This window comes from Rummeliibacillus sp. JY-2-4R, from assembly GCF_053847205.1.
This window is the reverse complement of record NZ_CM132623.1, coordinates 180687-194980: the sequence shown is the minus strand read 5'-3', so window position 1 is coordinate 194980 and position 14294 is coordinate 180687. Positions and strand designations below refer to the sequence as shown.

At 38.2% G+C, this 14294-nt stretch carries 9 protein-coding genes and 1 rRNA gene; 5 read left to right on the top strand and 5 right to left on the bottom strand.

All coding sequences use genetic code 11. From position 1 onward, the window contains the following. Positions 1-52: 52 nt before the first annotated feature. Positions 53-1601, bottom strand: a 16S ribosomal RNA gene (locus ACWV26_RS00910). A gap of 417 nt (positions 1602-2018) precedes the next feature. Next, positions 2019-4037, bottom strand: a complete 2019-nt coding sequence (locus ACWV26_RS00905) for a helix-turn-helix domain-containing protein (protein ID WP_455896537.1) — start codon at positions 4035-4037, stop codon at positions 2019-2021. Positions 4038-4197: 160 nt separating this feature from the next. On the opposite strand from ACWV26_RS00905, the gene ACWV26_RS00900 reads away from it, so the two are divergent. Next, entirely contained in the window at positions 4198-5436 is a 1239-nt protein-coding gene (locus ACWV26_RS00900) for an MFS transporter (protein ID WP_455896536.1), read from the top strand. A gap of 15 nt (positions 5437-5451) precedes the next feature. After that, positions 5452-6885 carry an amidohydrolase gene (locus tag ACWV26_RS00895; protein WP_455896535.1) on the top strand — a complete coding sequence of 478 codons (1434 nt, stop codon included), beginning with the start codon at positions 5452-5454 and terminating at the stop codon, positions 6883-6885. Positions 6886-7013: 128 nt separating this feature from the next. Here the strand turns inward: ACWV26_RS00895 and ACWV26_RS00890 are convergent, their stop codons facing one another. Further along, positions 7014-7937, bottom strand: a complete 924-nt coding sequence (locus tag ACWV26_RS00890; RefSeq protein ID WP_455896534.1) for an NAD(P)-dependent oxidoreductase — start codon at positions 7935-7937, stop codon at positions 7014-7016. A gap of 400 nt (positions 7938-8337) precedes the next feature. Here ACWV26_RS00890 and ACWV26_RS00885 point away from each other — a divergent pair, with 400 nt between their 5' ends. After that, entirely contained in the window at positions 8338-8898 is a 561-nt protein-coding gene (locus tag ACWV26_RS00885) for an SLOG family protein (protein WP_455896533.1), read from the top strand. Positions 8899-8930: 32 nt separating this feature from the next. Here the strand turns inward: ACWV26_RS00885 and sfnG are convergent, their stop codons facing one another. Further along, positions 8931-10007 carry a dimethylsulfone monooxygenase SfnG gene (sfnG, locus tag ACWV26_RS00880; protein ID WP_455896532.1) on the bottom strand — a complete coding sequence of 359 codons (1077 nt, stop codon included), beginning with the start codon at positions 10005-10007 and terminating at the stop codon, positions 8931-8933. A gap of 240 nt (positions 10008-10247) precedes the next feature. On the opposite strand from sfnG, the gene ACWV26_RS00875 reads away from it, so the two are divergent. Both ACWV26_RS00875 and ACWV26_RS00870 read left to right on the top strand, forming a co-directional pair. Further along, a complete protein-coding gene (locus tag ACWV26_RS00875) occupies positions 10248-11312 on the top strand; it encodes an LLM class flavin-dependent oxidoreductase (RefSeq protein ID WP_455896531.1) in 1065 nt (354 codons plus the stop codon). Further along, positions 11312-12265, top strand: a complete 954-nt coding sequence (locus ACWV26_RS00870; RefSeq protein WP_455896530.1) for an ATP-grasp domain-containing protein — start codon at positions 11312-11314, stop codon at positions 12263-12265. Before ACWV26_RS00875 ends, ACWV26_RS00870 begins: the two co-directional genes overlap by 1 nt. 167 nt (positions 12266-12432) lie before the next feature. On the opposite strand, the gene ACWV26_RS00865 is transcribed toward ACWV26_RS00870, so the two are convergent. Beyond that, positions 12433-14241 carry a PhoX family protein gene (locus ACWV26_RS00865; RefSeq protein WP_455896529.1) on the bottom strand — a complete coding sequence of 603 codons (1809 nt, stop codon included), beginning with the start codon at positions 14239-14241 and terminating at the stop codon, positions 12433-12435. Between the last annotated feature and the right edge of the window lie 53 nt (positions 14242-14294).

Below are 14294 nucleotides of genomic sequence, written 5' to 3'. Positions count from 1 at the left end.
AGCAAGCGTTAATCTTAGAGAACCACGTTCTCTATTCCGAAATATTCCTTAGAAAGGAGGTGATCCAGCCGCACCTTCCGATACGGCTACCTTGTTACGACTTCACCCCAATCATCTATCCCACCTTCGGCGGCTGGCCCCAAAAGGTTACCTCACCGACTTCGGGTGTTACAAACTCTCGTGGTGTGACGGGCGGTGTGTACAAGGCCCGGGAACGTATTCACCGCGGCATGCTGATCCGCGATTACTAGCGATTCCGGCTTCATGTAGGCGAGTTGCAGCCTACAATCCGAACTGAGAACGGTTTTATGAGATTAGCGTGCTCTCGCGAGTTAGCGACTCTTTGTACCGTCCATTGTAGCACGTGTGTAGCCCAGGTCATAAGGGGCATGATGATTTGACGTCATCCCCACCTTCCTCCGGTTTGTCACCGGCAGTCACCTTAGAGTGCCCAACTAAATGATGGCAACTAAGATTAAGGGTTGCGCTCGTTGCGGGACTTAACCCAACATCTCACGACACGAGCTGACGACAACCATGCACCACCTGTCACCAATGTCCCCGAAGGGAAAACTCTATCTCTAGAGCGGTCACTGGGATGTCAAGACCTGGTAAGGTTCTTCGCGTTGCTTCGAATTAAACCACATGCTCCACCGCTTGTGCGGGCCCCCGTCAATTCCTTTGAGTTTCAACCTTGCGGTCGTACTCCCCAGGCGGAGTGCTTAATGCGTTAGCTGCAGCACTAAGGGGCGGAAACCCCCTAACACTTAGCACTCATCGTTTACGGCATGGACTACCAGGGTATCTAATCCTGTTTGCTCCCCATGCTTTCGCGCCTCAGCGTCAGTTACAGACCAGAAAGTCGCCTTCGCCACTGGTGTTCCTCCAAATCTCTACGCATTTCACCGCTACACTTGGAATTCCACTTTCCTCTTCTGCACTCAAGTCTCCCAGTTTCCAATGACCCTCCACGGTTGAGCCGTGGGCTTTCACATCAGACTTAAGAAACCACCTGCGCGCGCTTTACGCCCAATAAATCCGGACAACGCTTGCCACCTACGTATTACCGCGGCTGCTGGCACGTAGTTAGCCGTGGCTTTCTAATAAGGTACCGTCAAGGTACGTTCATTTCCTAACGTACTTGTTCTTCCCTTACAACAGAGTTTTACGATCCGAAAACCTTCATCACTCACGCGGCGTTGCTCCATCAGACTTTCGTCCATTGTGGAAGATTCCCTACTGCTGCCTCCCGTAGGAGTTTGGGCCGTGTCTCAGTCCCAATGTGGCCGATCACCCTCTCAGGTCGGCTATGCATCGTCGCCTTGGTAGGCCGTTACCCCACCAACTAGCTAATGCACCGCGGGCCCATCCTGTAGTGACGCGAAAGCGCCTTTCAACATTTCACCATGAAGTGAAATGGATTATCCGGTATTAGCTCCGGTTTCCCGAAGTTATCCCAGTCTACAGGGCAGGTTGCCCACGTGTTACTCACCCGTCCGCCGCTAAATCTCAAGGAGCAAGCTCCTCGTCATTCGCTCGACTTGCATGTATTAGGCACGCCGCCAGCGTTCGTCCTGAGCCAGGATCAAACTCTCCATAAAAGTAAAGTTTGAAAGCTCATTAGCTTTGCTAGCGCATCATCAAAGATGATGTCTATTGTTTGTCCTTGTCACTAACAAAAGTTAGCAAACAAAGTTTATTGATTAACGTCTTGCTTGTTCAGTTTTCAAGGTTCATATCTTGTCGTTGTTTCAGCGACTTAGTTATTATATCAAACTACCCGAAACAAGTCAACAACTTTTTTTATTGAAGTTTCTATTTCTTAATCGCTATATCTTTTAGCGACTTTGATAGTATATCTAATTATTTTAATAGTGTCAATGATTTTTTACAAAAAATAAACTGGAATTCAAATTATCTTTTATAGACACTTAATTCCTTCTATTATAATTGAATGCATGGTGCATTCTTTACTTTCACCTTTTCTTCCATTCCCCATACACCGTTTCTCCTCTTGATTAAAAATGCTGTAAATGGATTGCCAATGACAGTTCTAAGTAGTCATTCCAATCATTTAAATTTACTTCTAATAACTCCTCGATTTTATGTAGACGGTGATATAAAGTATTTTGGTGAATATGAAGTTGTTTCGCCGTTAAGCCAATGGAACGATTATTTTCGATATAAGCACGTAAAGTTTCCTCCAATTGAATTGCTCTATTTTTAGGCGTTTGAAGTGGACCCATAATATGTGAAATGAAATGTTCCATAACTGCTCCTTCTTGATTTACAAACAGTTGACCAATACCAAGATCGGTATAACGCATAACCCCCGTTTTGCTGCGGGTATTTAAATAACGCATCGTACGCTTCGCTTCATCGTAGCTGTTATGTATTTGAGCAAGTGAATTATATTCGCCTCCGATACTAATCCGTATATCTCCCTCTTGGCTTTCCTGAAAGTAAGAAATACTTTGATGAAGTTTTTCGAATGTAGAATTCTGATTGTTTTGCAATACAATGGTTAGTTGATCGTTTAACTTAAACGAGAATAACGAGATACCCAAATCATATTCTAATCTTTCGATAAACTGTTGCATACGTATCGATAAAAACGGCTGATTTTGTTTTTTTAATAAAAATCGACAAAGCATTACATAAGAAGATTTATATTGGTCAAGTCCAAATCCACTTAAACGTTTATATAGATCACCTATATTTTTAGAAGTGATTAGCTCATTAAAGAATTCTCGTCGTTGCGCATGTATTTCATCAGAAAGTGATTGTGTATTAACAATTTTTAAAGCAATTAAAACACCAGCCTGCTTTAATACAATTGAATCTAATAGCTGTATTTCGATATTTGATTTTACAAAGAAATATCCAATTAACAGTTCATTATTAAATACTGGTTGGACATAGTATCTCTCATCATCTACCCCCATAATTGTTGGACTTTTTTGTAACCACTCTATTTGTTGAGATCGTCTAAAGAAATTTTGAAGCTGCTCATGCTGTGGATACAACTTCGATTGTTGCACATCCAGAAAAACAACTTCTTTATCGATTAATTCTTGAGATGCCTTCACAATTTGCTGAATACCATAGTTCTTTAATGACATCTCCGTAAATAAATCATGAATTTGCTGTTGCTTCATAAGATTTTCATTCATCTGCTTCATCTCGGTATATAGCTGTGCATTACGAATTGCGATTGCTGCTTGATCTGCGAAACTTTGCAACAGTTGTAAATTACTTTGCACTGGTATTGTCGAGATTTGATGAACAACTAATACACCGTAACGCTTATCTTTTAATCTAACAGGAGCTGCCATAGATATTTGACTTCCAAGTTCCTTATTATTCATCGCTACCATTAGATGATGGTAGTTTTCTGGCGTTAAATTTTCTATTGCCCTATCGGCTTCTTCATTCGTATAAGAACGCGGAATTCCATCTTCAAACGTCTTCCCCGCAATCCCTTCACCAACTTTCGTCTTAAAAAAGTATATAGAATCTGTAAAACCTGCGCTTGCAATAGGAATAAGTAGCTGTAATTCCTCATCATATAAAGTGAAAAATCCTCGGACTACCCCTTGGAGAACAGTTAGTGCCTTATCAATAATTGTCGAAAGTAGTTCGGTTAGCTCTAACGAGGAGGTTAATGCACGCATCCCTTCATACCAAGCCTTCTGCTGATTTTGCAAATTGATTAACTGTTTCTTGAAAAAATAATTGCACGTGTGGACTGCAAGTAACATTGCCTGATTATCTTGTATTGGTTTTTCTAAGTTAAGACATACGATCAAATCCGTATTGTCCAATTCTTCTAATTGCAAATATATATACAATTTCCAATCTGGCTCATCATAATATGTCTGAATACCGTTAGCAGCGAGTTTCCATTTCATCGTTTTTAAAATAAGTAGAGTTTCCTCACCTAGTCCATAAATCTTTTTCATTTGCCCTGATGCATTAAGGCGATAAACGGAACATTTCTTAGGTTCAAAATAATCCTCTATTCGTAAAGTTGTCATATCATTCCCTCCATGACACACATAATTAGAATTCTTTACAGTGCATTTATATTCTATTAGAACATCTTCTAATTAATTTTAGAATATTTAATATATTCTAACAATGTATTTTTGCATTATATTTTATACCATTTAATTATCACTATTTAGGGGGTATTGTATGAAAGAAACTGTCTTAAAAAACAAAGGAAATATTATATTAGCTGCACTGTTTTGTGCATGGGTTGTTTCTTTTATCGATCGAACAGCTATTAGCATAGCGCTCGTTGATATTGGAGCTGATATGAGCTTCACAGAGTCTCAATTAGGTGTTATTTTGAGTTCGTTCTTTATGGGCTACGCTCTTATGCAAATACCAGGCGGCTTTTTAGCTGATAAATTCGGCTCAAAAAAAGTCATTGTAATTGCAATTTTAGGATGGTCCATCTTTACTGCACTCACTGGTTTTGCTTGGTCATTAACCTCTTTAATGTTGATTCGTTTCTTATTTGGTATTGGGGAAGGTGCTTATCCTTCAGCTAGTACAAAGGCAATCGCGACCTATTTTGTTCCTAAGAAACGTACAAAAGCACAATCTACTATGATGTCTTCAAATTCAATTGGTGCCGCAATTGCACCTATAATATGTGCTCCATTACTCATAGCTCTTGGCTGGAGACATGTTTTTTTAGTCATATCCCTTCTGGGAGTTCTTATAATCGTGTGGTTTTTGTGGGCATCACATAACGCAAAGGTCTATCATGCTAACGAGCAAGAGGAGCCCCGCAAAATGGAGAAGGGCGAGTACAAAAAGTTATTACGTAACAGCTATCTTTGGAAAGTTTTATTACTTTTCTTCTTCGTCAACATTGCCAATTGGGGGCTCTTATCATGGATGCCATCTTATTTGATGAAGGTGCATCATGTTAATCTTTCTAGTATCGGTTTGATAGCAGCTATTCCTTCTGTTTTTGCTGCATTAGGCATGTTCTTCAGTGGCCGAATCATAACAAAAATTGGGGACAAGGCCAAATATGGCGTTGTCCTTGGTGCAGCAATAATAGCAATTACGCTATTCCTTATGTCTAACGCACAAAGCATTGCAATAATCATAACGTATCAATCTATTGCAATGGCATTTATGGGATTCCTCTTTTCTTTCATTTTCACAGCACCGCATCGTGTGATGGAAGAACATGTTGTAGGGAGCGCATTCGGAATTGTGAATTTTGGAGGACAAGCTGCAGGTATTTTATCTCCAACCATTATGGGTGCTTTAATTACTGCATCAGGAGGTTCATACCATGTAGCCTTTATCTTCCTAGCAGCATCATGTGGCATGGCTTGTCTTGTTGCTCTTACATTACCTCTAAAATCAGGAAAAGAAGTACTAATACAAGCAACAACATCAGAAGTATAGAAAGGATGAATGTATATGGCAAAGCAAGATCTATTTGATTGGATGGAAAAACACGAAGAACAATTCACCAAAATTTCCCAAGATATTTGGCATCACCCACAATTAGGTTATAACGAAACGTATGCATCCTCTCTACAACAACAAGTATTAAAGGAAGCTGGTTTCAAAATCACTACGAATATCGGTGAGGTAGAAACAGCGTTTATCGCGGAATACGGCAGTGGATCACCAGTTGTAGGAATCCTAGGAGAATTTGATGCTCTTCCCGGCCTCTCTCAAAGCATTAGCCCTGAATTCAATCCAGTTGTAGAAAACGCTCCTGGTCACGGCTGTGGTCACAACTTATTAGGTACAGCTGGTGTTGAAGCAGTAATCGGATTAAAAAACTACTTAGAAGAAAACAATATCGTAGGAACCATTCGCTATTACGGTTGTCCTGCTGAAGAATTATTATCTGGAAAAACATTTATGGCCCGTACTGGTGTATTCCATGATTTAGATGTTGTCTATACTTGGCACCCCGGTACCTTTAATATGACGACAAACTTCTCAATGCAAGCTCTAACTGGAGTTGAATTCTTCTTTTCAGGGCGAACAGCACATGCCGCAGCTGCGCCTCATCTAGGTCGTAGTGCACTCGATGCTGTGGAATTGATGAATGTTGGTGCTAATTATTTACGCGAACATGTTCCTGATGGCTCACGCATTCATTACCAAATTACAAATGGCGGTATGGCCCCAAATGTCGTACCAGATAAAGCAAGTGTTTATTATTTCCTAAGAGGCGTTGATCGTCCATCTGTAGATGATATACTCCGTCGTATAATAAAAGTGGCAGAGGGTGCTTCAATAATGACGGAAACAACAGTCACTTACGAAATAAAAGCTGGTTGCTATAACACATTACCAAACTTGACTTTAAACGAGTCTATGTATGAACAATCTAAAATCATTAAACCAATTGAATATACAGAGGAAGAATTAACTTTTGCTGCAAATCTTCAAAAAAATATCGATCCATCAATCATCGAAAGTTCTATACGATTAGCAGCTGCGCTAAACATCGATGTTTCTAAAGAATTAATCAGGGGCTTCTACCACCTTCCAGAAACATTCCGCAAATCAATGACTGGCTCATCTGATATTGGCGATGTTTCATGGATTGCTCCAATGGGACAAGTCACAACAACTTGCGCCTCTGCCTCTGTACAACTGCATACATGGCAAGCAACTGCATCATTCGGTTCATCAATTGGTATGAAAGGAATGCACTACGCAGCGAAAATCATGGCTGGAGCTGCGCTTGATGCATTAACTACTCCTGAAATTATCGAAAAGGCTAAAGCTGAATTCGAGAAAAACCGTAATGGACAAGTATTTAAAGCAGGTATTCCAGACGACGTGAAACCTCCTGTTCCTGATAATGCTGATCAACTGATTTTCGCTTAAATATGAAGGAAAACTGTAGATACCTCAAAAACGGGATGTATCTACAGCTTTTTTTGAGAATTTATCTGATATGGAATTTGATTCTGGAATGTTCAAAGTATAGGAAATTCACCTATTCTTTTGTATAGTTAATTTTTTGATACCTTATCTTTAACAGCTAGATAAGCAGCTGAAATATCTTGTTCACCATAACCTTCGTTAACTAGATTCTCGTAAAGTTCAATTAATTGATTTCCTATTGGCAACGGGGATCCAACTTGTTCTGCCATTACACTAGCTAGTTTTAAGTCTTTTAATAGTAAGTTCGTTGAAAATCCTGGTTCATAGTCTTCTCTTTTAATAAACTCTTGATAATTTCTTTCATAGATACTACTCTGTCCATAACTTACGTGTAGAACCTGATAAAGTTTTTCTGCGCTTATCCCTGCTTGTTCAGCTAATGTCACTGTTTCAGCAACAGCCTCGGTATAAAAACCAATCATTAAATTATTTAAAAGCTTAATCTGCGTACCAATGCTAGCTGATTCCCCTAAATGGAATGGCTTAGTACCCAAAGGTTCCAAGTAAGGAAGAGCACGTTCATAAATAGTTTGTTTTCCACCGACCATAATGGTTAATGTTGCATTCACCGCACCAATAACACCGCCACTTACTGGTGCTCCTAAATAATCCAATCCTAACTCTTCAGATTTTGCTCTAATTTCATCATTCAATCCAGGATCAACTGTACTAAAATCGATTAATAAACTTGTAGGCTTGGCGCTTTCTAAAATACCACCTACCCCTAAATATACTTGTCTCACGATTTGCGGTGTAGGTAAGCTTGTCATGATTACATCTGATTGATTAGACAAAGTCTCTACCGAGGAAGCTTCCTTTCCACCAGCTTCAATAAACTTTTTCACTGTTTCTGAATTAGTATCAAAGCCAATTACTTGATAGTTCGCGCGGATTAAATTTGTAGCCATTGGGAGTCCTATGTTTCCTAATCCAATAAAGCCAATTTTAATATTTTCCATTTTAATCCCCCTATAGTGTAAAATAACGTTCAATTGTAAAAACTAGCAATGCAGCGCCTACAGTTGAAATATATTAAATAGAACGACAACTAAAATTAACGATAAACTTAAAATGTGGCGAACATTATATACTCCTTGTTTGAAAAACTCGAGTATGTGAACATAGTATGTTCGCGTAAATCAATATATTCTAATAAGTTGATAATATTGATAGAAATAAATTAAGAAATTCGTCAATTCTCTAATAGCTTTGAGGATGGAAGAATTGGATAATAGACGCATTCTACACTTATTTCAGATCAAAATACGCTATATTTATAGAAAGCTTGTAATTGAAGAGAAAACATGGGAGATTTCAACTCGTGAAGAAGGAATATGATTCTCACCAGATGTAACTATATATGATTAAATTATTTTAAAGGAGGGATTCTTCTTGTTAAGCCGACTTGTCATTACAGGCTATAAAGCTCATGAGCTAGGCATTTTCAACGATAACCACCCTGGAATTCCTATTATTAAAAAAGCTATTTTGGATCGACTGATTCCTCTTATAGAAAATGGGCTTGAATGGGTCATTTTAAGTGGTCAACTCGGAGTTGAAACATGGGCTGCGGAAGTAGTTATGGATTTACAATTAGATTATCCAGATTTGAAATATGCCATCATGACACCTTTTCTAGACCAAGAAAAGAATTGGAACGAAGCAAAACAAGAAAAGTATGAAATGATTTTAGCTCAGGCCGATTTTGTTACAAGTCTAACAAAGCGCCCATATGAGGCACCTTGGCAATTTATCGAAAAGAACAAATTCTTTTTAAAGAATTCCGATGGCATACTCATTGTTTATGATGATGAAAATGAAGGCTCTCCGAAATACATCAAAAAACTGGCTGAGCAATATGTAGACAAAAATGAATACGAAATCCTTCTAATTAACGCTTACGATTTGCAAGTAGTTGCGGAAGAAGAGCAAATGAAAAACTGGGAATTCTAATGGATTCCCAGTTTCTTTATGACATTGTTATATTAAATTGTAACTGATTTAAGTGCTTCTTCTTTCTCGCGTACAAGAGGTATAACTTTTTCACCAAATGCCTTTAAGTCTTCTTCATAATGTAAAAATCCAGTTAACACAATATCCACACCGATTTTTTTCAATTCAATAATGCGATCTGCAACTTGTTCAGCTGTGCCAATCAAACCTGTTTTAAAACCTTCGTTGTATTGGACCAAATCTTCTAATGATGCATCAGCCCACATTCCTTTCCCCTCTGGAGAAGAGGCACCTGCTTTTTGAACTGACTTTTTGAAGCCTTTAACAGCTTTTTCATTTGCATTTGATACTATATCACGTAATACTTGTTGCGCTTCCTCTTCCGTATCTCGAACGATTGCAAAGCCGTTAACACCAAATTGAATTGGCCCTTGACCGTTTTCTTCACGAAGTTTTTTCACATCCTCAATTGTTTCTTTGAGACCTTCAAGAGTATTACCGTTCATAAAGAAGACATCAGATACACGACTGCCCATTTCTTTTGCTGCACGAGATAATCCACCTTGGAAAACCTTAATCGGGTTGATTGGCTTTGGTTCTAACGTCGCATTGTTAAGTCGATAGAAATTACCATGATAGTTTGCCACTGGTTCATTCCAAAGAAGTTTTAGGACTTCGATAAATTCTTTAGAACGGCGATATCGTTCATCATGATCCAGCCAGTATTCGCCATAACTAATGAATTCATCTTTTAACCAGCCACTTACAACATTGACAGATGCGCGTCCGCCACCGATTTGATCAATAGTTGCCATCATTTTAGCAAAGACTGCTGGTTGCCATAACCCTGGAAGAACAGCCGTAATAATATTCAATCTTTCCGTAGATGCAGCTAATGCAGATGCTAGAGTTGCTGCTTCTAATTGATTTTCAGCGCCATAACTTGATAAAAAACGTGTTTGCAATAATACATAATCGAAACCAATTTGTTCTGCAAGCCGTGCATAACGTTTATTATCCTCAAAGTTCCATCCAGTTTTTTGCGGAAGATCCGAAACAACAAGTCCTCCACTTACATTTGGTGCCCAATAAGCAAATTGTAAAGTCATTTGTAATTTCCCCCTCTTCAAATTTACACTCTCATGTCAATTCGCAACCTTAAGAAACCAAAATTAAAAAATTAATAATTTTAAATTTTCTGAATCAACCATTTTCGTAATCTTAATACCTTAATTCCTATTTGTCAACTATGTTTTGTAGATATTGTATTGTTTATTGCAGAATTATATGTTAAGATATCTCCACAGAATAATCAGACTATTTGAATTAATTGGAAGGCGGTTGGTGAAATGAAATATGGATATTGGTCACCTCTTTATGGAGGTTGGTTACGTAATATAGAGGACGAGTACAAACAAATGCCAGCAACATTTGATTATGTAAAAGAAGTTGCACAACAAGCAGAAAAACTCGGCTTTGATATGACATTGATTGCTGAATTATTTTTAAACGATATTAAAGGAATTGAGGAACCAGCATTAGATGCATGGTCTACTACTGCAGCAGTTGCAGCTGTCACTGAAAAACTTCAGATCCTTACAGCAATTCGCCCCGGTTATTACAACCCGCAAACTTTCGGGAAAATGGCTTCTAATATCGACAATATCAGTAAAGGCCGCCTTGCATTAAACGTTGTATCTGCATGGTGGGCAGAAGAAGCTCGTCAATATGGCGGTGCATTTACTGCTCACGATGAACGCTATGCACGTACTGAGGAGTTTTTGGCTTCGTTAGAAGAATTATTTACAAAAACACCTGCCTCTTTTAAAGGCGATTTTTACGAATTTGAAAATACTTATCTAGTACCAAAACCAGTGAATAATAACCATATTCCACTATACGCTGGTGGCGAATCAGAAACTGGTAAACAAACAATCGCTAAAACTTGTGATTCTTACGTTATGCATGGTGGTACATTAGAAGAAATTAAAACGAAAATTGAAGAGATGAATGGTCTCCGCACTGCACTCGGCAAACCAGATTTCGATACATTTGGTATGGCTGCGTACATTATTTGCCGCGATACAGAAGAAGAAGTAAAAGCGGAATTAGAACGCGTTACAACGATGAACCCAGATAGTAAAGCGTATGCTGGATACCAAGACTTCGTAGGTAAATCACAATTAAACGTAAAAGTCAGCATGGAAGACTACTGTGTATCAAATCGTGGTTTACGTCCAAATTTAATCGGTACGCCTGAACAAATCGCTAAAAAAATATTAAAATATGAAGAAGTGGGCTTAAACTTATTAATTCTTCAATTCTCCCCACATCTCGAAGAAATGAAAATCTTTGCAGAAAAAGTAATGCCATTAGTAGAACAATTTAGAAATGAAAAGGTGGAAGTAAAATAATGTCAAAAGTATATATTATTCATGAAAATAGCGAATGGACTGTTCATTTAACAAAACGTTTAGACGAATTAAATATTCCTTATGAAGAATGGTTCCTTGACCAAGGGAATGTAGATTTAGATTCCGTACCACCTGAAGGCGTTTTTTATAGCCGCATGAGTGCATCATCTCATACACGAGATCACCGCTACGCTCCTGAATTGGCGAATGCAGTACTTGCTTGGTTAGAATTCCATGGTCGCACTGTATTCAACGGAACAGACGCCCTTAAACTAGAACTAAGTAAAGTGAATCAATACTTAGCACTAGAAAAGGCAGGCATCCGTACACCAAAAACAATTGCAGCTGTTGGTAAAGAACAAATTATTGAAGCGGCTAGAAAAATCGATGCACCTTCCTTCATCACCAAACATAATCGTGCAGGAAAAGGTCTTGGTGTTCAATTATTCAACTCTATTGAAGCGCTAGAATCTTATGTATTTGGTCCTTTATATGAAGAACCTGTGGATGGTATTACATTAATCCAACAATATATCAAATCTCCAGAGTCATACATCACACGTGCTGAATTCGTGAATGCGAAGTTCGTATATGCGGTTCAAGTAGATACATCAAATGGCTTCGAGTTATGCCCAGCAGATGCTTGCCAAATCAATGACTTATTCTGCCCAGTTGGCGAACAAGTTGAAGAAAAACCGAAGTTCCAAATTGTAGATAATTCTGCATTAGATATGAATCAAATCAAGTCTTACGAAGAATTCTTAAAAGCACAAAACATTACTGTTGCTGGTATCGAATTTATCAAAGACGAAAATGGAACAGTTTACACATACGATATCAACACAAACACAAACTACAACAGCGATGCTGAAGCAAAAGCTGGAAAATACGGTATGCTAGAACTTGCTAAATTTTTAGGTGAAGCATTAGCAAAAGAACAAGCTTTGGTTTAAATCTAAGTAACTTTTTAGAACTGTCACATAATAATTGAAATTAGACAATATAAAAGAGGTGAATCTAAATTTAAAGATTCACCTCTTTTTACGTATCCATTATAAGCTTGAAAGCACTAAGTCCTTAATCGCGTCATTATTCATTTAACCTAAAAGTCCCGACATTATTATCGTTGTTTGTTTTGATTTTCTTGTTTACTATTGTTTTGATCACGGTTGAAATTCTCTCCGTTATTTCCTAATGAAGGAAGACCAGATAAATAACCAGAGTTTCCAGGGCTTTGTGAACCAACCATAAGATAAGTAAATCCATTTAAATTGTCAATCGCTTGAATACCTGTTACTTCTCCACCATCAGCAGCTGAAATAATACGAGAGAGTTTCTTTGTATCTACATTATAAGCCCAACCATAGTTATTGTGATGCTTACCTCCATCCTCTGCAATAAATAAAGTTCTCATTTTTTCAGAGTATACGATATTATCAGGATTAGAGATTTTATCAGGATTTGCTGTATTTCCAGCGGCATCCTTGGATGGGAGGTCTTCTCCGAAGATAAGTCCAGACATTGTATTTGCTACGTATTTACTGTCAATTCTTTTACCGTCTCTATCCTTTTGTCCACTTGCTAAATTTAACTCATAAATTCCGCCAGCATTGATTTTTGACACATGGATATCATCAACAGGATCCGTAGTGCTTGCTGTCATCCCGCCACTGATTGTTGACATGGTCATATAGAGTTTATTGTCAGCTTTATTGATTTCTACTGTCTCCATCTTATTGAATTCTGCAGTGGCTCCTAAAAGTGCACCATAGCGGCGTGATTCTAAGAAAGCGGCTGCTTTTTCCATGCCTGGTTTCACTTTTAACCACTCTTCTTTTCCATTAGCTTTTACTTTTTTAAATCCATTTTCTTGCGCATATTGTGCGTCTGTAGTCACTTCAAAGATATCACTAAACTTAAGTGTTTGAGCTAATTTTTTGATTTCTTTATCATTTGCATGGCCTAACTTAATCCATTTCAAGTCAGCAGAACCGCCGTTTTCTTCACTTGTTTGAACCCACTTAGCTGCATATAAGGTCCCTGCAGATAAATCTTTTGCTTTGTCAGCTATATACATAAATGACATTGTATAAGATCCATCATCACCGTAATAGACCGTGCGATTATCAGGTGCTACTTTTACATTTTCAGTTGCAAGACGTCCCATACTGTAGTGTTTAACTGCAGTAGCTTTGCCGTCTTGATTAACTTTAACTTCTGGCACATGTCCGTAAAGATAAGGATTACCAATTATTGTGCTGCTGCTATAATAGTTGCGCGCAAATTGTGTCACAGAAGACTTTTCAGGATTTGCTTCGTGTGCGCGTGCATCTGGCTCATACTCTTCGCTTCCTAAATGAGTGTTCCATGGAGATAATGAACCAGCACAAGGTGTCCAAATCCCCCCATCAGCTGAAAAATCAATTGGAGTCATATCTGTTATTTTAAGTTCTCCAGTAGTTTTATCTTGTTCAACAGTATTTAGCATCATACTTTCAGGCATATTTCCAATTTCATTGGAACCCATGCTTTCAAAGTGGTTCACCATAAAAAGTTTTCCATTCACTTTTAAAAGGGTATTGCTATCTGGTGAAGAAGAGATATTGGTTTTTCCATCCGCATTCTTAATTAAGTTTCCATTTACATCATAAGCAGCACCTGCTGTTTTTCCATTAATCACTTCACCTGGTTTAAACAATGATTTGTATTCAAGCGGAAGGATCTTTTGGGCGCCGTTATTATATGTAACTTTAACCGAGGCTTCAGTGTACATTTTTGACTTTTCTTCATCTGTATCTGGAGCATCCATTCCGATAAACTCAACTTTATCTACAGTCACCGCTTTATGAGGCTCGGCAAAAGCATTTGTAGCTGTTGGAAATAAAAAAGCTAACGTTAATAGTGGTGCAACCATTTTTCTCTTTTTCATTTTTATTCACTCCTATTTTATGTTTCTTTCACTATGATGATAGAAAACAAATG

Bases quoted from the DNA above. Each gene is read 5' to 3' on its own strand.
- ACWV26_RS00905 (WP_455896537.1), bottom strand. From the start codon at position 4,037: ATGACAACTTTACGAATAGAGGATTATTTTGAACCTAAGAAATGTTCC.
- ACWV26_RS00900 (WP_455896536.1), top strand. From the start codon at position 4,198: ATGAAAGAAACTGTCTTAAAAAACAAAGGAAATATTATATTAGCTGCA.
- ACWV26_RS00895 (WP_455896535.1), top strand. From the start codon at position 5,452: ATGGCAAAGCAAGATCTATTTGATTGGATGGAAAAACACGAAGAACAA.
- sfnG (WP_455896532.1), bottom strand. From the start codon at position 10,007: ATGACTTTACAATTTGCTTATTGGGCACCAAATGTAAGTGGAGGACTT.
- ACWV26_RS00875 (WP_455896531.1), top strand. From the start codon at position 10,248: ATGAAATATGGATATTGGTCACCTCTTTATGGAGGTTGGTTACGTAAT.
- ACWV26_RS00870 (WP_455896530.1), top strand. From the start codon at position 11,312: ATGTCAAAAGTATATATTATTCATGAAAATAGCGAATGGACTGTTCAT.
- ACWV26_RS00865 (WP_455896529.1), bottom strand. From the start codon at position 14,241: ATGAAAAAGAGAAAAATGGTTGCACCACTATTAACGTTAGCTTTTTTA.